The sequence below is a fragment of the Xylanibacillus composti genome, from assembly GCF_018403685.1.
Taxonomy (GTDB): Bacteria; Bacillota; Bacilli; order Paenibacillales; family K13; genus Xylanibacillus; species Xylanibacillus composti.
Map to the genome: position 1 here is coordinate 59,080 of NZ_BOVK01000051.1, position 22,157 is coordinate 81,236.

Annotated in this window: 13 protein-coding genes and 1 riboswitch; of the genes, 2 read left to right on the forward strand and 11 right to left on the reverse strand. The window is 51.5% G+C overall.

Annotated elements, in window-relative coordinates; all coding sequences use genetic code 11:
* Positions 1-15: 15 nt before the first annotated feature.
* From XYCOK13_RS16780 to rsgA, 3 genes are all read right to left on the reverse strand, one after another.
* Positions 16-444, reverse strand: a complete 429-nt coding sequence (locus XYCOK13_RS16780; RefSeq protein WP_213413393.1) for a DUF1641 domain-containing protein — start codon at positions 442-444, stop codon at positions 16-18.
* Positions 445-775: 331 nt separating this feature from the next.
* Complete coding sequence (locus tag XYCOK13_RS16785) at positions 776-2,518, reverse strand: ribonuclease J (protein ID WP_213413394.1); 1,743 nt, start codon at positions 2,516-2,518, stop codon at positions 776-778.
* An 868-nt stretch (positions 2,519-3,386) separates the two neighbouring features.
* On the reverse strand, positions 3,387-4,475 hold the full coding sequence (gene rsgA, locus XYCOK13_RS16790) for a ribosome small subunit-dependent GTPase A (RefSeq protein ID WP_213413395.1): 1,089 nt from the start codon (positions 4,473-4,475) through the stop codon (positions 3,387-3,389).
* Positions 4,476-5,126: 651 nt separating this feature from the next.
* Between rsgA and XYCOK13_RS16795 the strand changes: the two genes are divergently transcribed.
* Positions 5,127-5,522, forward strand: coding sequence for an Rrf2 family transcriptional regulator (locus XYCOK13_RS16795; protein ID WP_213413396.1), 396 nt, complete (start codon positions 5,127-5,129; stop codon positions 5,520-5,522).
* Positions 5,523-5,613: 91 nt separating this feature from the next.
* Positions 5,614-6,531 (forward strand): NAD(P)/FAD-dependent oxidoreductase, encoded by a 918-nt coding sequence (locus tag XYCOK13_RS16800; RefSeq protein ID WP_213413397.1) that lies wholly within the window; start codon positions 5,614-5,616, stop codon positions 6,529-6,531.
* Positions 6,532-6,658: 127 nt separating this feature from the next.
* Here the strand turns inward: XYCOK13_RS16800 and XYCOK13_RS16805 are convergent, their stop codons facing one another.
* From XYCOK13_RS16805 to XYCOK13_RS16835, 8 genes are all read right to left on the reverse strand, one after another.
* On the reverse strand, positions 6,659-7,759 hold the full coding sequence (locus XYCOK13_RS16805; RefSeq protein ID WP_213413398.1) for a glycoside hydrolase family 11 protein: 1,101 nt from the start codon (positions 7,757-7,759) through the stop codon (positions 6,659-6,661).
* 293 nt (positions 7,760-8,052) lie between these two features.
* Positions 8,053-8,793 carry an ECF transporter S component gene (locus XYCOK13_RS16810; RefSeq protein WP_244865220.1) on the reverse strand — a complete coding sequence of 247 codons (741 nt, stop codon included), beginning with the start codon at positions 8,791-8,793 and terminating at the stop codon, positions 8,053-8,055.
* Positions 8,775-10,445, reverse strand: coding sequence for an ABC transporter ATP-binding protein (locus tag XYCOK13_RS16815; protein WP_213413399.1), 1,671 nt, complete (start codon positions 10,443-10,445; stop codon positions 8,775-8,777). The genes XYCOK13_RS16810 and XYCOK13_RS16815 overlap by 19 nt, the downstream gene beginning before the upstream one ends.
* Positions 10,418-11,308, reverse strand: a complete 891-nt coding sequence (locus XYCOK13_RS16820) for an energy-coupling factor transporter transmembrane component T (protein WP_213413400.1) — start codon at positions 11,306-11,308, stop codon at positions 10,418-10,420. Before XYCOK13_RS16820 ends, XYCOK13_RS16815 begins: the two co-directional genes overlap by 28 nt.
* Entirely contained in the window at positions 11,308-12,231 is a 924-nt protein-coding gene (locus XYCOK13_RS16825) for a DUF4430 domain-containing protein (RefSeq protein WP_244865221.1), read from the reverse strand. Before XYCOK13_RS16825 ends, XYCOK13_RS16820 begins: the two co-directional genes overlap by 1 nt.
* 64 nt (positions 12,232-12,295) lie before the next feature.
* The gene (locus tag XYCOK13_RS16830) at positions 12,296-17,701 is read right to left on the reverse strand and encodes an S-layer homology domain-containing protein (protein ID WP_213413402.1); all 5,406 of its coding nucleotides are present in this window, start codon (positions 17,699-17,701) and stop codon (positions 12,296-12,298) included.
* 213 nt (positions 17,702-17,914) lie between these two features.
* A riboswitch (cobalamin riboswitch) is annotated at positions 17,915-18,109 on the reverse strand.
* A gap of 58 nt (positions 18,110-18,167) precedes the next feature.
* Entirely contained in the window at positions 18,168-18,431 is a 264-nt protein-coding gene (locus tag XYCOK13_RS22445; protein WP_506017266.1) for a DUF3880 domain-containing protein, read from the reverse strand.
* Between the two features lie 212 nt (positions 18,432-18,643).
* A complete protein-coding gene (locus tag XYCOK13_RS16835; protein ID WP_373314433.1) occupies positions 18,644-21,262 on the reverse strand; it encodes an adenosylcobalamin-dependent ribonucleoside-diphosphate reductase in 2,619 nt (872 codons plus the stop codon).
* Positions 21,263-22,157 lie beyond the last annotated feature (895 nt).

Here is a 22,157-nt window from a genome sequence, read left to right on the forward strand (position 1 = left end):
CGTCACAAGTTCAAGCTAGCCCTGTTTCTTCTTTTCACCCAGCACATCCAGATAAGCTTGTCCGAACCGCAGCAGCTTTTGAATTTCCGGATCTTTCAACATCTTCATCAATCCGAATACGCCGATGGTCGTGCTGTCCTTCTCCGCACGCTCGTTCGCTTCTATCGTCGTAGCCGCGATAAACTTCGCCTTCTCTTCCAGCGGTTTCAAGATCTCCTGCAGACCCGCGATCGTGTCTTCGATCAGCACCCGGTCCGTAGCTACCTTCTTGGCGAAATCATGCACCTGTGTCAACGTTGTCATCATCTCTGCAATCTTCGGCAGCTGTTCGATCAATGCAGCAAGCGCTTCCTGTGCTTCAGGCTTCAGCAGCTGCTCGGTGACATCCGTGCGGGCAGCGGTTTCTGCTTTCGCTTTCTCTGCATCCAATGTTGCTTCTACCATGCTGTGTTCCTCCTCCATCCGTCTATGGCACAAGATGTAATGTGAATATCTTCACAAATCGAAACAGACAGTTGTGTCTATGTTTCGTGCCCCAGGATTAATCCAACGCTTGTTATTATACCGCAGCCTGGGATACAGCTAAAGGATTATGTTCACAAAATCACATTAGCCTTTTTTATTGGTGCAAAAGATTTCATTTATCACACTCCTTGTAAGATTTTCCCTCACCTGAACAAGGAGCATTCCTGTCGGCAACAAAATCAGACCAGGGTGTCCAGTACTGCTGGTTCCCCTGGCCTGATTTGGATGCCTGATTGAATCATGCAGCTGCTTACTCTTGATCCCCAGCCGCAGCCGGCTGCTCTACATAAGAGAAGATCGGCATCACGACAGGGGTTCGATCCATTGTCGTTTCGCAGTACTCGGTCAACCGTTCGATGATTTTCTGTTCCCATTGCTGCGCGATAAATTTTTTTCTTCTTTGCAGCAGACGGACGGTTGTCCTGACCACTTTCGTACCGGCCGATATAATTTCAGCCGATTCCCGCACATAGACAAAGCCGCGCGTGATCAGTTCCGGTCGGCCTATCATCTTGTTCTGCTTCGGATCAATAGTCAGTACGACGATCAATACGCCATTCGTGCCCAATGCCCGCCGTTCTTCCATGATTGTTTCTTCCCACGGGTTCGTGGTTGACCCTTTCACCAGCACTTGCCCGGCAGGCAGGTCCTTGCCGACTCTAGCCTTATGCCGGGTCACATGCAGGGGCTGGCCGTTGCGCAGCAGGAAGATGTTATCCCTCTCCGTGCCCGTCTGCTCGGCTATCTCGGCATGCTTGCGCAGCATCCGGTATTCCCCATGAATCGGGATGAAGAACTTCGGCTGCATAAACCGGAGCATCAGCTTCAAATCCTCTTCGCAGCCATGGCCGGAGGCATGGATATCGAAGATCGAACCGTGCACTACCTCCGCGCCAGCACGGAGCAGCAAATCAATGCTGCGGTACACATTTTGCGTGTTCCCCGGAATGGGGGACGAGGAAAAGATTACTGTATCGCCTTCATACAAGGACACGTGCTTATGCGCGCCGGTGGCGATGCGTGTCAAGGCCGCATTGGTCTCCCCTTGACTGCCCGTGCACACGATTACCACCTCATGATCCGGGTACCGATCGAGCTGACGGACATCGATCAATTGATGCTTGGACGGCCGGATATAGTTCAATTCCTGTCCGATCTTGAATGCCCGTTCCATGCTTCGTCCGATCACCGCAATGCGCCTGCCGCACTCCTCAGCCGCTTCTACAACTTGCTGTAGCCGGTGAACGTTGGACGCAAAGGTGGCAAACAAGATGCGTCCGTCACATTTCCGGAATGTTTCGCGTATAGCCCGTCCGACTGCCTTCTCCGACGGCGTGAATCCGGGCTTCTCGCTATTGGTGCTGTCTGCCAAGAGCGCCAGCACGCCGGAACGCCCGATCTTCGCCATCTGCCCCCAGTCGGTTGCCTGCTCGGTCGGGGTAAAGTCGAACTTGAAATCCCCGGTGTGCACAATAGTACCGTGCGGGGTCTCAATAACAACCGCCAGAGAGTCCGGAATGCTGTGATGGGTGCGGAAGAACCGCACCTTGAGCTGCCGGAAGCGGATAACGCTTTCTTCATTGATCACATGAAGCTCGCTGCTGCCGAGCAAGCCGTGCTCCTCCAGCTTTGTACGCACAAAGCCAATTGTCAGCCCCGCACCGTAGACAGGAGCAGACAACTCACGCAGCACGAAAGGCAAGCCGCCTATATGGTCCTCATGCCCATGTGTAAGGAAGATGCCCTTGAGCATATGCTTGTTTTCCTTCAAATACTGAATGTTCGGGATGATGGAATCAACTCCCGGCATATCCGCATCGGGAAACTTGATGCCTGCGTCGATGAGGATCAATTCCTTGCCATACTGAATGGCGTACATGTTTTTTCCTATTTCCTCTAATCCGCCTAATGCGAAAATTTTGACTGCCGGCTTGCGGTAATAATTCCTCTTCGTCTTCTTCGTTTTGGTTGATTCAGTAGCTTGATTGTTCATAGGTCTCCTTTTATGATCATACCAGTATCAGATAAGTTAATGACGGACAGCTGCCGCATGGTTGCCACCGTTCCGGGGGGAGGTTGAGGAGGTTTGCCTTTTGCGCTCACTTACGTACCGTCTTCATCCCTACCATTTTAACCTTGTTTGCGTGATTTATAAATGGTAACTTTGGATTTCAGATGAAATTGCCTGTTATCCGGGACATGCTCGGCGGATTGCCCCGCAAAAATATTCCCGATTCCATGCCGTGAATGACTGTTCATTCGTTCGTTCCCAGCGCGGTCTCCTCTTTGGCACACGGGTTCCATAGCCGTATCTGTCCGGGGAATAGCGAGCATTCGTTATGATCATTATATACAAATTGCCGCTGCCCTGAACAGAAGCGGTGGATGGAGAAAGGGCAACCCGAACTCATCGTCCGCGTAACATGTGTTCCCGATCTGAACGTGCGTCTATAGCGTAAAAGTGTGGGAGGACGCCGCTTCAGTGCGTGAATATGCTTATGTATTACCGACTACCGTTCATTTATGGCAGCAAGTTCATTGTTTCTGCGCACTTCGGGTGGTATTCGCTTATTTATTACCGAATTTCCGTTAATAGTGGAGGTCAGTTTCATACTTAATGGTAATACAGAAATAAACCGCTTGATTTCGCTTATGACTGGCCGGAAGAAGGGAAGTTGCTGCTATAAATTTGTGTAAGGAGCAACATAAATATTCGTTGTCCCTTCTCGCGCTCCTTATGCGTCACACAGCAAGCTCAATCACGATCCCTTCTGCGCAAAAAAGGCCAGACCCAATATGAAGATGGGTCCGACCCTCGTTCCATCCGTACCAACATTCCGCCTGACAGCAAGCTTGTCTTCCTACCGATTCTTCCTGTCCTGCTTCGCCTTCATGAACTTCCTTGCCTGCTTCATGCCGCCAACACCGCCAAACATCGCATCCAGCTTTGCCGATTCAATCTGCCTGGCGTTCATGCCCTCGTACTTCGCTTCCCGCTTCAACTTCCAGTAGTTCGCCAAGCGCTCTTCCGTCAGCAAGCCAGCTTGGACCGCTTCGCGCACCGCACACTTCGGCTCGTTCTCATGCCGGCAATCCGCGAACTTGCATGCAGCAGCCAAGCTGTCGATATCGGCGAAGCTTCTGGACAGTTCAGCGCCTTCAAGGCCCAGCTCTCGCATGCCGGGCGTATCGACAATCACGCCCCCGCCAGGTAGCTGCAGCATCTCCCGCCTTGTGGTCGTATGCCTGCCCTTGTCATCCTTGCGGGTCGCGTTCGTCTCCATGACTGACGCACCCATAAGGCGGTTGATCAAGGTCGACTTGCCGACGCCGGATGAACCGATAAATACACATGTTATACCGGAGCCCATATAGCCTTGGACTGCCTGAATGCCGTCCTCATACAAGCTGGAGGCCACGACCAGATCGACCCCTAACGCAACAGCCGCTGCCGCATCCAGCTTCGTCTGAAGATCCACGCACAAATCCGATTTCGTCAAGACAACGACAGGCGTTGCGCCGCTGTTCCAGGCTATGGCCAAGTATCGTTCCAGCCTGCGCAGGTTGAAATCCTGATTCAGCGCCATGCAAATAAAAACGATATCCATATTGGAGGCGACGATTTGCACGTCTTGGGAAGTGCCAGCCGCCTTCCGTTCGAGAACGGTTCTTCTCGTCAGCACATGGTGAATGATTGCCGTGTCTGCGGCATGGTTCGGCCGATCCACCATGACAAAGTCACCCACGACAGGGTATTCGGCGACGGAACTGGCCGCATAGCGAAGCTTGCCTGCGATTTCGGCTACCCATTCTCCCTGTTCGGTGATGACCTTATACAATCCTTTCGACTGAGAGGCAACACGGCCCACCGTAAGCTCTGAATATCGTGTGGACTCCCGCAGGAATGCATCCGTTAGCCCTATATTTTTCAACCAATAATGATTTGTCATCTTCGCAGCCCTCCAAAAGTTTATAACTTGCAAACCTTTGGGAGGATTATGCGGAATGGATCAATTACGCAGCACAACCCTCCCCGCTACCTGCAAGCTGAGCTGCAATCGATGCCGTTCTCTTGTTACGCATACAGCAATCCCCTTTCCTTTCGAGATGTCTTTAATATAACCTGAATACCCGTAACCAACAAGTGAAATATCCGCATTTCCGAACGAGGTACATCGAAGGTCGCCACGAGAGGAAACGTAAGGTTATCTACGTAATTGCGCGGAGGTAAATTCGCTCGTTTATTACCTACTACTATTTATTAATGGCAGCAACTTCATTATTTCCACCCCGTTTCGAGTTGAATGCACACCTTTATTACCCGATTACCATTAATAGTAGAAGGCAGCTTCATTCTTAATAGTAAAAAGGTAATTAATTGCCGAGATTCAGGGATACACACGCAAAAGAAGGGAATCAGCTACCAATAATTAAGGGTAGGACTACCAGTAATCGATCATAACCATCCCTTTCACGCAGGTTCCGTATTTCCCCATCCCCTCTACCCCCGCACATGCAATCATCGATCGAGAAAACACTTGACAGCCCGCCCTAATTACAACTATTGTAGATATATGAAGTCTGCGATTGGGGAGGAGAATATGAAATACTCAAAAGCGACGAACTACGCTCTCCATACTATGCTGCATCTGGTTGCTATCGCGCCGGACAAACCGGTGGGCGTGCAGCAGCTGGCCGACAAGCAGGGCGTGTCTCCCACATACCTGTCTAAGATTCTCACCAAGCTGGTGAAGGCAGGGCTGATCGAATCGGTATCGGGCGCAGGCGGCGGATACCAGCTGAAGGGCCGGAGAGAGGATATTTCCTTTCTCGATATCATTCATGCCGTGGAAGGCACAGCTTCACTGTTCGACTGCTGCGGCAGCCAAGATTCTCGTTGCGCCATCCACCGTGTGATGCTGGCAGCCGAGAATGCGATGGAGCAGAAATTAAAAGAAACGAAGATGATTGAGCTTGCCGATGCATGGCCCCGGTAAATCAACAAAGAGGGTGTGCATCTTTTTTGGCGGCTTATCATAGATATTAAGTATCTGTAATATCAATCAATTGAAAGGAATGAAAAAGCTCATGCAATATGATTGCGCCATTGTCGGAGGAGGACCCGCAGGACTAAACGCAGCTTTGGTGCTGGGCCGCGCAAGATTAAGGATCGCGCTGCTTGACAATAATCAGCCAAGGAACGGCGTCACGCACGCCTCACACGGTTTCATTACGCGAGACGGGATCGAGCCGACGGCATTTCGCCAGATTGGTTATGAAGAGGTACTGCGTTACCCTTCAGTTGAGCATCTGCAGGCTGAAGTCATCAGCATTCACAGGACGGATCAAGGCTTCGCCCTTCATACTTCGTCGGATGAGCGCTTGCAAGCGCGCAAGATCCTTATCGCTGTCGGCTTGAAGGAAGTGTTCCCTCAGATCGGGGGGCTACGCGATTTCTATGGAAGAAGCCTGTTCAATTGCCCTTTTTGCGACGGTTGGGAGCTGCGCGATCAGCCGCTTGTCGTCATCTCTGAGCAGCCAAGTGTGTTTCACGGGGCGAAGGTGCTTTACCGTTGGAGCCGGGATATCGTCGTCTGCACCCATGGCCATGCAGAGAATCTTACTGCTGAACAGCGTCAGCAGCTGGCCGACAAGGGCATTCGCGTCATCGACACGCCAATTGCCTCCTTAACCGGGCAGAACGGCTTGCTGGAGCGAGTGCATTTCATCGATGGAACGCATGTGGAGCGCAGCGGCGGGTTTGTTGCTCCCACCTTCATGCCTCATGCCAGGTTTGAGGATGCTTTGGGTTATCGCGTGCAAGAAAATGGCGGCATTCATACAGATGCGATGGGCAAAACTACCGTGCCAGGCGTCTACGCTGCCGGCGATTCCGCTTACGTGATGCCTTCCCAGTTAATCCTCGCCGCTGCCTCCGGAAGCAAGGCGGCCATGAGCGTGGTAGCGGATTTGACGGAAGAAGACTGGATAAGACACCAAGATTAGCCCAGAACTAGTCCCCCCAAAAAAACTGGGAGCTGTCCCACAAGTCAAGGTGACTTATGAGACCGCTCCCTCTCGCTAAACATTGGCAGCTATCACATGGAAGGCAGATTCAAGCCTTCTTGTTTATTTAATGAATTTCCAAATAGTCAAGGAAGGCATCCCATGTGTTATTATCGGCTGTTACAATGAGCTCGACCAGCTGGTTGCCGGTTCCATGGCTCACATTGTTGATCGTATAGACCGCAGGATGGCTTCCGCCATAATAGAACGTGCCCTTATACTGGCCGCCGATTCTCAAATCGACTCTCGCCATATTGTTGTTATTCGAGGCGCCGCGGAGTGAGAAATTGCTAGTGCCGCTCGAGAAATTATGCGTGAAGCTGACCTTGTCATTATTGGCATATAGCGCGACTCCGTTAAACGGCGAGCTGATATTGCCGGTGTATTGGCCGCTTTTGGTCATGCTTTCGGCTTCCACCCTTGTTCTTCCAGGATTCGGGTTCGGGTTCGGATTCGGATTTGGATTCGGATTCGGGTTAGAACCGCCAATCGTCAGGGTGTTGCTGTATACATTCGCACTGCCGCTGCTTTGGTAGCCCTCTACGGTCAGCGCGACTTCGTACATTTTGCCCATCGGCATGCCGCGGCTTTCCCACGCGTTAAAGTGTTGGCTGACAGAGATTGTTCCGCTTGTCCGCTTCGATGTCCGCACGCTCCAATACTGCTTGAACGTGGCAGTTCCTTTAATCGAAGGCTGGTTGGTCCGAGTGGTCTCGTAGATGTCGTAAGTGCCGCCATCTACCGTAATGGTGCCCTTGGACGTTGCGCCAGGCGGACGCCAGTTGCCCCAGCTATCGACGATGTAAAATTCTACGAGCGGGTCAACCGTCCAGCCATAAACACACAAATACGAATTGCCGTTAGGCTGGTAGTTGGCTCCATAGGTGATGGAAATATTTCCGAGTTGCTGATGTGTCTGTGTCTCGTCGAACTTTTTGCCTTTGCGGAACAAGATATTGTTGATATTGCTCCACTCAGCACTGAACGTGCCGCCATCACCGAGAACCATCGTTCCGTTGCCGCTGTCCTTCCAGTATTCATAATCGTAGCCGCCATGCGTGCCAATAGAATTGCTTGTGATCGTCTGCGCATGCGCGCTAGCTGCCGGGAATGCAAGTGCGATACAAAGCAGGGTTGCCAGGAAAAACCTCATTCTTTTCTGTTTCATTAACCTTTCCTCCTTTAGAATAGAAATTGCAAGCCGTTTACCAGGATGCATCGAAGCCCGCAGCAGAGCCCAGGCCTATTCACACCTCCTTTCCATTTTTTTTGAAAGCGATTACATGTTTATTTTATCAAAGCATCCCTGGCGATTTCACCTGAAGAAATTTAAGTTTGCACTGTAAAAAGCTTAGGTCATTGGGGATTCAAAGGGAGAGAGGGCTGCGCGACAGACGTCCACATACCGCTGATGGGGGAAGGGGACAGCGGCACATCCCCCATGCAAGGAGCAATATGCCGCTATGGTTTGGATGCAGGGTCCAGTAAGCCGTATTTTCTTTTCACTCTCTCAATCTTCCCGATTAACGGTTCGGAGAGAAGGAATAGGAACGTAACCGTTGCGATCGTGTGAATCAGATCAAACCAAAACCCGGACAGGTATGTGGCGCCAAGGGCCGCCCATGAGAATTCGGCCGTAAACATGAGCAAGCTCCCCAAGTTGATCAATCCGCCGTAAATAAAAAATGTCGCAAAGCCGCCAAACAGACATAAGGCCAGCTTTGTCTTTTTTAGAACTCCCCTTTGCGCCAGAAAACCCGATACATATCCGATCAGGCCGAAGCCAAACATCTGCCATGGCGTCCAGGGGCCTTGCCCGAAGAAAAAATTGGACACAAAGCCGATAATCGTCCCTACGAGAAATCCCGCTTCTGCTCCTAGACAAACACCGGACAGGATGACGACAGCAACCACAGGCTTAAACTGCGGCAGCATAAAAAAGGCTGCCCTTCCCGCCACCCCGATTGCCGCAAGTACAGCAATAAGGACAAGTTCTCTGGCTTGAGGCTTTCGATGTTCAAAAATCAGGGCAAACGGAATCAGCGCGTAGGCGATGATTAACAGACTGATGAAGTAGTACTTCCTATCGTTCAGCACCGTCATGCCGAACCAGATCGTCGCCGGTATCAGAAGGAACAAAATTGCTGCGGAAGCCAACGTTCTCCGATTCATGCCCATCCGATTTAAGCGTTCCGCCGACATAACGCTACCACATCCTCTACAGTAACCGCATCTGGGCATATATGCCGGGCGATCCGATTCGCAGAGGTCGTATAAAAGCTGTTGCCCGAAAAGAACGTTCTTGTTGGATTCACCGTCACAATACTTCCATCGAAAAACAAGGCGCACACATCCGCATATCTCGCACAGAACTCGATGTCGTGGGAAACCATGATCAGCGTCACACCTTTCTTCTGCAGTCTTTTTACGATATCGGCAAACCTGGCTTTGAAGAAGGCGTCCAGCCCTTTGGTCGGTTCGTCCAGCAGCATGATCTTCGGCTCCAACAGCAATATTTTGGCCAGCGCTGCCCGCTGCTGCTCCCCGCCGCTCAAATCATAAGGATGCATGGAGAGCATGTGCTCCAGCTCGGTTAGCCTTACGGCCTCGTCGATTTTCTCCTTTTTTTCTTCTTCGCTCAGCTTCCTGTCCGACAACATCTCATTCAATTCCAGCTCCAACGTTTTTTCAACGAACATATGCTTGGGATTTTGCGGAAGCGCCGCTATCGTATCGGAGCTCCGGGCTTTTTTCGTTGCCCTTGCGATGTCCTTGCCATTTACGAATATCTTTCCCCTGTATGGGACATGAATCCCGCTAATCAGCGACAGTGCCGTTGTTTTTCCCGTGCCGTTCCCCCCTACGATGCAGTAAAACTCCCCTTCTCTTACTTCCAGCGACAAGTCCTTGATGATATCAACGGATCGCTTCTCATAGCGAAACCATACATCTTCAAGCTTGACGATGATGTTCCCGTTCGGGGGGACGTTCTGTGTCACTGCCGGCACTCGTCTGCCCTCTTTACCCGCCACCTGCCGATCCAGCCAATCCCTGGCTTCGCTAATGGTAACCGGCAGCGCGCTGGTGCTCTCTGCGCCTGTTCCGATTTGCATGGCAGCGGGCATGGCAGCGAACATAGGATGACCCAATTGGTGCAGCTTCTCCCCAACGGCTCTTGGCGGGCCGCTGGCAATCATTCGGCCGTTGTCCATGACGACGAGACAATCAGAAATCGGAACGACTTCCTCCAAGCGATGCTCCGTCATCACGATCGTCATGCCGAGTTCCCGGTTGATCTTCCTCAACATATCCAGAAATTCGTTGGCCGCTATAGGATCCAATTGAGAGGTAGGCTCATCCAGAATCAATACCGATGGCTGCATCGCCATAATCGACGCCAAATTCAGAATTTGCTTCTGTCCGCCTGAAAGCTCTGATGTTTTTTTGTAAAACCACGATTGAATGCCGAAAAAGCTTGCCATTTCCGCCACCCGCAGCCGGATCGTGCTCTGGTCGAGGCCGAGACTTTCCAGGCCGAAAGCGAGTTCATGCCAAACCTTGTCCGTAACCAGTTGATTGTCCGGACTTTGAAAGACAAACCCGATTTCAGAAGCCTGCCTGCGGTGATCGATCTGATCCAACCGCTCCCGGAAGAAATAAATGTCCCCTTCCCGCTGTCCAAAAGGCGTGTGCACGGTCTTCAAGTGCCTGAGCAGCGTGCTCTTCCCCGAGCCGGATCGGCCGCATATCGTGACGAAATCCCCGCGTCGAATAGCGAAGCTGACAGCATGCAGCGCCTTCCTGTTCATTTCGGGGTAACTGAAGCTTACATTCTCGATTCGATACGCTTCCATTTCATTGCCTCCCGGATGTTCAATAGTACTGGGGTCATGCAAAGAGTCAAGTAGGCAGCATAGACGACAACACTAACAACCGTGACTTCTGCATGCTTAATCGACGGGAAAAATCTTATCGTGTTCTCGCCCCTTACAGCGCCGACCATCACGACAAGACTCATCGCGATCAGGACAGTCAGTACCGCTTTGTCCCTCTTGTCAAAACGATAAAGAGAGTAGCTGGTTCTTCCAGGCAATCCGTATCCTCTTGATTTCATAGAATCGGCCGTTTCAACCGCATTTTCCAATGCCCATGTCGTCATAATCGATAAAATCTTCAGGCCATTCCTTGCTCGTCTCGCGATATGGCCCTGACTTGCGTCTCTCCCTATAGACTTTTGGACGTTGGCGATTGCCTTGATTTGCTCGATATACCTCGGAACAAAGCGAAGAACCATAGACAAAATCAGGGATAATGCCGGCATCGCCCTGCCGAATAAATAAATGAACTTGTCTGACGTCATCACAGCGTTATAGCAGGAGAACCAGAGAATGACCGTTACAAACATGACTGCAGCCGCAGCGCCATACAGGATGGACTCCAGCGTGACGGGATTCCCGGACTGCAGATAAAACAATATGGTCACGCCTTGATGGTTGAACGCAGGGTTCAAAACAGCCATAAACAGCAGCAGCGGCAGCAAATAAAAGACGTTGAATTTGAACCCTCTCTTGCCTTTGATCATCGTGGAATACGCAAAAGCGCTCAGAAGAGCGATGCCCTGGAAGACAGGGTGCATGAAGAACATGCCGAACAGGATAACCGCCGCGAAAAAATACATCGTTACGATCGGATGAAGACGGGCAAAGCTGTCGGGCATCAGGACTCACCATCCCGGGAACCTGGCCATTCGTTGCCTATATCTCTTCCCAAATCACAGGTATAGATCCACTCAATCACATCGCCGTCCTGCAGCTGATAGCGGCTTGCTCCATAGTTCGGGAACCAATCATTTACTTTGTACATCCAGCCGCTCAATTCGCCGCAGTCGAATTCGTATATGTTCTGGATCCCTTCAATATAGTGGCTGTTGTAAACTGGCGTCATCGTGAATTCCATATGAATCTTGTTTTCTTTCATTTCTCTTTGCAACACATCGAATACGGATTCGCCCTCATAGAAGGTCACGGTCCGGGCCTCATAGATGACACCGTCTTCCGGCAGCACTTCGAGCTTGTCCTCATTGAACAAATGCAGATTATTCAAGATCGTTTTACACGTCACGGACAGTGTAGCCGTTAATGTCTTCTCCTCATTAATCTCGGCTTCTTGCCACTCGACTGGTTTGGGCCTGCCTTCGGGAACGGGATCGGTAAGGTATTTGTCCTTGCCGCCGTGGGTGTCCTGGTCTGCTGGATCAGCCTTCTCGCGCTCTCCCTGTTGGTCGTCCTTCTCCGCCATCGCTGCCGTCGATTGCACAGGTTCAGAAGCATGGACCTCATCAGCCTGCCTGCCCGCTTCATGGACAGCCGCATCTTCCGGCGCAATCTGCTCGCTTGACGTGCTGTCCCCTTGCTTGGCTCCCTCGATTTCCTCGACTTCCTGTTCAGGCTCGCTGCCGCGAGGGGACAAATCCAGCGGCTGCTCCTGATGTCCAGCCGTTTCGTCCTGTGGCGCGACGCCCGATTCAAGCACGGAATTTTCGGATTCCAGCGGTACGACATCGTCAGTCCCGCTTAGAAAAAAAGAAATGGTCAGAACGCTCAGAAGTATACACCCATACAGGATTTTCTTGTATTTCACGCTGTTCATCACCGCCATCATTTGAAAGAAGGGTGAAGCCCTTCACCCTTCTCCAGCATGTATTTTATTCCACGTCCGTCATCTCATAGAGACGATTCTCACCCTGAACGAATCGGTTATAAGCTACAAGCGCATACATGGCTTGATCCGTAGCCATCGGATCGACTACGCCCGGCTCTGCGCCGCCATTCCCTATTTCGCCCGGCTTAACATGATAGAACCCTCCGCTGTCTACAGCGAAACTCATCAGAGCATCGATTGCCGAGCGGCCATTTTTCACAAATCTTGCATCCGTATGAGGATCAATGTTCAGCCCCGTAAGGGCCACAATCACTTGCGCCGTGCTCTCCGAATTGACGGAACCCCAGCTTGCATATGCCCCGTCGCCATGCTGCGTCTTCGACAACCACTGGAGTCCGCGGTCTACAGCTGCTTTCACGTCTTGGTTCGTTGGATAATATGGCGTCAGTGCCTGAATGGCCATCGCCGTTATATCCGCATCCGCTTCCTCCGGATTTTGTCCTAACGCCCAGCCGCCGCCAGTTATTTCCCTTGCCAATATAAACGCAATCAGACGCTCTCTCGTTGTTTGTACCGCTACGCCTTCGACCTCAGGGATTTCATAATTCCGGCTGTCCAATGCAAGCAGAGCAAAGATAGGGCCGTTAATTCCCTGAATCGTCAACGTGTTGAAATCAGCCAGAGGTTCTCGCAAATCATAACCGGCTACGTTCGTAATATCTTTCCCTAATGCGGTTAAGGCCAAAATCACTCTGTCATACTCCGTGTATTTCACACGATGAAGCTGCCCCGATTTTTCCGTCAAGGTCAGCTCCACGTTGGAGTAGTAGCGTTCGTAATATTCGGATGGAATCGGTTCTCCGGATCGGGCCAATCCCAGTACCGTCCATTCTCCACCAATGCTGCCTACCCCTGGTGCTGGTATAGTTTCCTGCATGAAAGCAGCCGTTTTCTCAATTTGCTGTTGGACCGCTTCCTGGATTCCGCTTTTCGTCCCTGCAGCTTCATTCTTACCGTCGTCGCGAGGCTTCTCCTGACTCGTTCTCTGCCCGCCCTCATAGTGATAGGCTCTCAAGGCCACGACAATCGCCATTTCTCTGGTAGCCTTCACTTTAGGGGTGAACTTCCGATCGGCATCGACCCGCATCATTTCCGCCTCGACCACGGTCTGCACGACAGATTGAGCCCATGATGAAACCTCATGCAAGTCGGCAATTTCCTCTTGCCCCCCGCCCGATTCAAGCTTTAAGGCCCGTTGAATCATGGCAGCCATTTCTTCGCGGCTGATTTCCCGGTGGGGGTAAAACGCTTGATCGTACCCTGACGCCAACCCTTCTCTGTAAGCCGCTTGAATATATGGGTAGAACCAGTCGTTCTCTTGAACATCCGCAAATGAAACAGTCTGGTCTCCGTCCAGCTCGTAACCAAATACCGATACCAGCATTTTCGTAAATTCCGCTCTGGTGACATTCGCCTTCGGATTGATTTTGCTGTTCGAGCCTTCGACGAACCGCAACTGCGTCGCTTCTTTCACCGCTTCGTACGCCCATGCGGAAATGAGGCCTGCATCCTCATATACATCTTCCAGCTGTATGTTTCCGGAATCGCTCGCATCAGTCGCATACAGGACAAAGGTTGTAAGGAAATTGGTTCTGAGAATCAGGTCATTGCCAGAGACATAGGCGAACACTTGCTTCTCGCGATCCCGGGTTGCCTGTCTTCCCCTGTCCTCGCTGCTGTACAGAGGAATCGGGACAAACACATGATTCTCCAGGTAGCCTGCTTGAAGTCCTGCTTTCCCGTTCAGCGTAAGGGTAATCAGGTTGTCGAAGAAGACAGCTTCCTCCGAATTCCCCATGACAAAGGCGTCCACGAACCGACCCTTCTGTTCAGACACAATGGCGTTCACTGCGCTTGTCAACGCTTCATCCTGCTGATCCAATTGTGTAAATACTTCTATCTTCGCGCTTTCGGAAGCAAGCTTGGTCCCTTTATCGATCACGAGCAACTTGCTTTCTTCCTGCACCTTCAAGTTGGGAAGGCTATCCTTCAGCACTTCCAAATCCAGGAGAACCTTGGCAGATCTCTGCTTAGGCAGCTTAATGGTGATAGAGTCGGCACTCTTCAAGTTGTTGGTGAGGCTTACTACATAATCTTCGCTTATATTCTCCGGCACTTCGATGACCGGATGCTGGCCTCCTGCTGCCGCTCCGCCATACATGCCAGGAAACCCGGGATTTTTGGGTTCCTCCCACTTGCTATTGTCTTCTCCCAGATCTTCTCCAAGATTAGTTGTATAACGCCACTGTACTACATCCCCATCTTTTAATTTATATTTGCTTGCTCCGTAACTTGGATAGACACCGTTGACATTATACATCCAGCCGCTTTCGCTGCCGTGGTCAAACTCGCCGTCACCCTCAATAGATTGGACATACACGCTGTCATATTGAGCAAAATACTCAAATTCATAGGCAATGCCGCGACGATCCATTTCTCTTTTTAGTACATCCCACACACTTTCACCGATATGGAATTCGACTCGTGTCGGATTTAACACATAACCCTTTTGAATAGTCAACTTGTCGATGGACAGGGTAACGTAGGCTTGGCTCGGTGGAATGACTCCGCCACCCGTACCACCGCCGGGACCGCCAGCAGAACCATCATCGGGATCGTCGCCAGAACCGTCGTCGGGTCCACCGCCAGATGGGCTTTGCGCGCTAGCCGAATAGACGATAAAGTCGGTGAAATGCTTGGTTTTTACGATTAAATGGTTTCCGCTGTCGTAGGCATATTCGGCCTTGCCGCTCCTCTCCCCGTCGGCGTCGCTTGCGAACTTCTCAATTAGTCTAAGCGTCCCATTCTCCATATAAGCCGCCGACTTGCCTTTTGCACCAAGGAAAGTAATGGTGACATAACGGTCAAACTGGATTCTTTCGTCGCCGCCCAGAGATATGATTTGTACAATCTCATCAAGCTTTTGGTCAGAGGGCAGCGATTGACTCAGCTTGTCTGTCACTGCGGCATTGGCATGTTTGAACGTTAATAATTCAAGTGCAGCAGGATCGCCGCTTGTAATGGCGGCCCCTTTCGGAATTTCGGCAGCGACGTCCCCTTTCTCGACCTTTATTCCGGGCAAGCTGCTGTTTTTCGGCAGATCAACGGTGACCTTGGAACGATGCGCTGCAGGTATTTTTATAGTGATGTCCTTGCCGCTGTCCCCCGCTGCAACCGGGATGTTCACATCCCGGCTGTCCGCCGGTACTTCAAGCACCGGCTTGTCCCCTGCCGGCAGCGGAAGCTCTTCCGGTTGTCCAACCTGCACATGGTAGATTAACGTATATGTCACATCGGATTTGTTGCCGGCCGCGTCGGTTGCTTCCACTCGAATCGTGTTGGTGCCGACAAGTAGAACTGCGTAATACGAGCCGTCTGTTCCTGTCAAGATCTCGCCGTTGAGCATAACGGTAGGTTGGATGACAGGATCCACATTATCCGTAACGCTCACCGTGAACAGCACTTCATTGCGGCTAAATACCTGCCCATCTTCTATTCCATGGATCAAAATCGTCGGAGCCGTTTCATCTTTTTCCTCCGGTTCTGATGGGACATCGGTCATGTCGTAAAGGCGGTTCTTCCCTTCGACAAATCGATCATAAGCAACAAGCGCATAAGTCCCCTGGTCGGTAGCCATGCCATCTACGGAGCCTGATTTCACGTGCTTGAAGCCGCCTTCCGGCACGGCAAACTCCATCAGCGCGTCTAGAGCAGATCGGCCATTCTTCCTAAACCTTGGATCCTTGTGCGGGTCTATCTTCAATCCAGTCAAGGCAACAATGACCTGAGCCACACTTTCGCTGCTCTGCGATCCCCAAGCCCCATATCCGCCGTCTTCCAGCTGTGCGCTTGACAACCAGGCAACCGCCCGGTCAATGGCTGCTCTGACTTCGCCATCTGTTTCATAGTAGGGAGTCAGCCCCTGGATGGCCATGGACGTGATGTCCGGGTCCGGAACCGATCCCCACAGCGCCCATCCGCCGGCATTCGCTCCGCCTTTGTTGACTTCCCGATCCAGAATATATTGAATGAGCTTCTCCCTAGTCGTTTGCTCGGCTACGCCTTCCAGCACAGGCACGTCAAAGTTTTGGGAATCCAGGGCGATCAGCGCGAAGATTGGCCCGTTGATGCCTTGCCTGATCACAAATTGGTAATCGGCCAGCGCTTCTTTAATATCATACCCGGCAACATTGCTGACATCTTTCCCGATCGCCACAAGCCCCAGCATTAATCTCGAATGCTCTGACCCTTTGTTGCGGTCGAGCTTGCCCGGGTGACTCGGATTGACCATCAATTGCTTGACGGCTTTCTCCACGTTCTCATAATAAAGGTCATAATATCCTTCCGGCACGGGATAATTCGCCCTGGCCAATGAGAGAATCGACCATTCGCCCCCTCCTGTGCCAAAGGTAGGGTTACGGACTGTTTGGACAAGGTAAGCCAGATTTTTGTTCAGTTGTTCTTTCGGTGCAGCCGCTTGCGGGTCGCCTTCCTCCTCGGGATAGCTTATCGCAACCGTGTAAAGAGTTGCCCCCGAAGAACTGTTCATGCTCGGCCACAGCGGATCGCCCACACCAATGATAATTTGGCTGCCTTCTGCAACAGGAATCGCTTCGGTCCGCTTATAGCCGGATGACGAAGCATCATAGGCATCCAAATAGACTCTAACTTGATAGTTCTTATTGGCTGCTGTTGGGGTTACCACAATTTCAGTGATCCCCTCATGGATATGTAGCGTATAAGTTGATTGTTCTCCGGAAAATTGCGGGGAAAGCTCGCCCGAATCAAAGAACAGCGATTTTAACGAAGTGTCCTGGTTATAAAAGGAGCCGCCAAGGTCCTCCCCATAGCCGTTAGTTGTATATAGGATGCTGATGATATCGCCATCTTCAATGCTCGTGGCACTGAAGCCCGCATTCGTAAACCAGTCATTCAGCGTGCCCATCCAACCGGACATAGGGCCTCCGTCGAATGCCGCCAAACCATGAATGTTTGATATATAGCCGGCAGCTACTCCTTCGGCGGCGATGTTGTTTTCAGCCAATGCTGTTTCCACAGCATCCATCATAGTAGCGCCGGCATGAATGTCCACCGGATACTGGTCCAGCAAGGTCCCTTCCCATGGCGCGCCGTCTGCGACCAAATATGTGCCATTCTCAATCGTCACATAGACCGTTCCGGCTTGCTCAATCTCCAGAGCCTCTGCCGTGAACAGATCGAATTCATCGAGATGTCCGGGGTCCTCCCCATAAACTTGTTCAGCTACAGTGGCTGCCTCATCTTGACTGAAAGACTCTGAATCGAGCTGTTCAGCTGCATGGACAGGATTTCCGCCAGCCTCGTATCCGCCCTCATCCGCATAGCTGGCCAAGCCATAAAACATATTCATGATTAACGCTAAAATTAAAACTATGGACCCTATTCTATAAAATGCTTTGAAATCGTTTGACATTGTTTTTTTGTCCTCCTGAATGATGAAAATTCACAAATCTTACGTGCAAAATAAAAACACCTCTTAACATAAGTTAAGAGGCATGAGAAAAATATGAAATCCGAAATCTCGCATTTTCCATTCATTCACCTCTCCATCGTCCGTAGAGTTACTTGGTGTAGGCAACAGGCAGGTCTTCTGGCTCAAGCATCATCATTCTTGCCGCCTTCCCAGTTTCCCAGTGGCATATGGCAAGAACTCCTCTTTTACAGTGGCGGGACCGCGTGGGAATTGCACCCACTTCCCTATTATCCAAGCACAACTCGATGATCGAATCATGCTCGGCACCTGTTCCAACGCTATTCAATTCTAGAACTATAAACTACTATAGCTTACTTTCCCGTTCCTGTCATTTCAATTCGAGCTATAGATTGATTCCCCAATCCAGATGAGCGCATGGGAAACCGAATGATCGATAATATTCCACCATCGACTTGCAGATCGTAAAAATAAAGTCCGGCTTCGACGTCTCGATGATGGCCATAACTATGGAATCCGTATACAGTGGGTCTTCAACAGACCAATAGATGTGCGGCAGACGGAATTGATCCACGCATTCGCGCAACCACTCTTGAATATATAAGGCCTGCTCATTTCCCCAGCCATTCGTAATGAAAGATCGCTGAATAGCCTAGATTTTCGAGGCTCTCTTTTCTCTAATTCCCTTATTAAGAAATCTTCCTATTTGATTCATCCGGATTTTTTCGACCGATTCTGCATGCTTGTCATGCGAAATCACCCTTAATAAAAAACTGGTCAAGCAACAGAAAAGTCGCCTGACCAGTTAACCAAAGTTCAGTTTATGGTATCTGTCTAACCCTGCATCTCAACAAACCTTCCTCAACTACATTTGCTGTATCCGCAGTTGGTGCAGTTTTTGCAGCCTTCGCTGTTAATGAGCGAGGCGCCGCCGCAGGAAGGACACAGGTCCAGCGATTGGCGAATGGTCGCATCGCCAGTATGCTCCGGCGCTTCTGCCGCCGGGGCGGGCGTTCCGTGATCCGCATTTCCTTCGTAATGCGCATAGCCGGAGGAGGCGCTGCCTGCTTCCAGGCGCTCCAAGTGAATTTCCAGCGACTTGGCAAGCGCGTCGGCGATCGATTCCACGCGGTTCGGGCCGAAGCCGATCGCGCCGGAGCCGCCGATACCCTTCAAGTGCTTGATAAGCAACCGTTCCTTCTGGCCATGGTCGCCATAGCGCAGGAACAGGGAGCACACCCGTCCGAGCGCCTCGGACATAGCGAACACGTCGGAGCCGGCCTTGCCCACGTTCAAGAAGATTTCGGACGGAATGCCGTCCAGATCGTTGATCGTAATATATGCTACACCCAGCGGGGTGTTGTACTTGTATGTCGAGCCGGACAGCACTTGCGGACGACGCTTGTACTGGCGGTCGAAAATTTGCTCTGTCTTGCTGTCGATATCCACCTTCAACGATTCACTGATCTGATCGAACGCCTTGACATCAGCATTCACAGCTGTTCCCTGATCGGCTTCAGCCTTTGCTGCCGGCTGCGCGGCTTCTTCCTTCTTCTCTTCTTTCTTGTCCGTATGGAGCACCTGCTGGTCGCGGCTGCCGTCACGGTAGATGGTTACGCCCTTGCAGCCAAGATCGAAGGCCAGCTCATACAGCTTCTTCGTCTCCTCGACCGTGAAGTCCGCCGGACAGTTCGCCGTCTTCGAGATCGAGCTGTCTACCCAGCGCTGGATCGCAGCTTGCGCACGAATATGATCCTCCGCCTTCAGATCCATAGCGGTTACGTAGTAGTCCGGAAGCGGCTCGTCCGGATGCTGATCCTTCCATTCCTGGGCGATCGGCACGAGCTGCTTGTCGAAGCCGAGACGGCTCTGGCGATAATATTCAAAGGCAAAGTACGGTTCAATGCCGGTCGAGGTGCCGACCATCGTACCCGTGCTGCCTGTCGGCGCCTGGGTAATGACGGTGACATTGCGAATGCCGTTCTTCTTGATCGCCGCTCCCACCTCTGGGAACTCGCTGACCATGTTCTTCATGAACCCGCTCTGCAGGAACTTGTCCTTCACGAATTTCGGGAAAGCACCCTTCTCTGCTGCAATCTCCGACGAAGCGAGATAGGCTTCCTTCGCCATAAAGCCATACAGCTTATCCAGGAATTCCATTGATTCCGGGCTGCCATAGCGAATTTTCAGGCGGATCATAAGCTCGGCCAAGCCCATCGAACCAAGGCCTACGCGGCGTTCATTCTGCTGATTCGCCCGATTTTCCTCGAAGTGATAAGGTGTCTTGTCGATGACATTGTCCAGGAAGCGGACGGAATAGCGTACCGTCTTGCCAAGCTCTTCCCAAGCAACATCGTCTTTTTCTTCATCGTAAAACTTCGACAGGTTCACTGCGGACAGGTTGCATACGCCCCACGCTGGCAAGCCCTGCTCGCCGCACGGATTCGTGCATATAATCGGATTGAAGTACCAGCTGTTCGACATCTCATTGTAGTACTCCATGAACACGACGCCCGGCTCCGCCGATTTCCATGCGGATTCAATAATCATGTGCCATACGTCGCGCGCTTTGACCGTATCGTAATGGATGACCGGCTTGCCGGCATCCTTCCACTTTTTCATATCGCCGTCCCACAGCTCGTTGTAGTCCGGGTCTGTCGTATCCGGGAAATACAGCTCCCAGTCCAGGTCTTCCTTCACAGCTTTCATAAAGCCGTTGCTTAAGCATACAGACAGGTTCGCGTTCGTTATTTCGCCAGCCTGCTGCTTGACTGTAATGAAGCGGATCAGGTCCGGATGCCAGTCATTGATCATCAGCATCAATGCGCCGCGCCGGCTTCCGCCCTGCTCAATCAATCCGGTCGTGTAGCTGAATAGCCCGCCCCAGGAAACGGCACCGCTGGACGATCCGTTGACACCCCGGACAATCGCTCTGCGCGGGCGCAGGCTGGACAGATTGATGCCGACACCGCCGCCGCGCGACATGATTTCGGTCATTTCTGTAAGCGTGTCCATAATCCCGCCGCGGCTGTCTTTCGGAGATGGAATGACGTAGCAGTTGAACAGCGTCAATTCATCGCTGGCGCCAGCCCCTGCCGCAATGCGTCCGCCGGGAACCAGCTTCCAGTCATCCAATATGTAGCGGAATTTTTCCGTCCATTCCTGCTGTTTTTCGGGTGCTTCGACTGAAGCCATGGCGGATGCCAGACGATCCCACATTTGGTCCGGTGTCTTCTCTATAGTCAGCGTCAGCTTGTCAATGTTGGAGTCCACAACTTGACCGCTGCGCAGTTTTACTTTCACTTTCTTGCCTTCGCGTTCAATGATCTCCCCGACTTCCTTCGCGGGAAACTTCGGATCGTCCTTGGTAAGAACCAATACGTAGTCACCGACCTTCGTGTTGTTCGTATCGGCGTCCTTCCTGGCATAGCGGTCCAAAAAGATCTTTTCGCTAAGTCCTTCCAATCGCTTCGTTTCCATAGTCTTCAACCACAACACCCTCCCACTTGAAATAAGCTGCCAATCGCCCCGATCACATTCGACCCGCCGACTGGCCCCAAACGGTCATTTACAGCCAAAATCCCCGAAATTCGCGGAATTTCAGCCAAAAAACATGCAAGGAGTTCCGACAAAATCACCGACGATTCGCGGTTGTCGATACCCCAAGAATCACTATATATTGTATACCTTGATCATTATACAATACTATATCTAGTGCATCTATCAACCGGAGGTTCAAATCCGCCAACAAATTAAAACTTCCTTCCGCATAGCTCGGAATATCTCTCGATATCTCCCTATTTTAACAATACGCCATGTATATTTCGACAATTTTCATCACAACAGCGGGAGGCCTTGTCCTGCTTGCAGTCCGAGTAAAAGAGTGTGAGCATGCATCAAAGTTCGGTCCCTGGATGCGATTCGGTAAAAGACCAGAAATGCGAATAAACGCCCAACTATGCTTCATTGCCCTCTCCTAGCGTTCAAGGGAAACCATACCATTTCGTTCGATTGGATATCGTCGATGTACGCGATGCGGCCCAAGCTATGCTGGAAGCAGCAACCCACGGAAAAACGGGGGAAGCCTCGCGGTCAGACTAATGCGGCAGGATGCGCTCCACTGGTAAGTTGCGCATTGGCCCGATCAAGTTCCGATACCCCAGCACCCTTTCGTTCACTTACCATGCAGCAAGCAACTTATGACCACAATGGGGACAATTGCACGAAATATTGTACACCTGTGACTGCGCTGCAGACCTGCGTGTGGCGTTTGTACGAATTATCGTTCAAACGAGGCCTGATCGGGGGCGGACGTGCTGCATTTGTACGAATTATCGTTCACTATCGGCCTCACTGCGGACTTGCGGGTGGCGTT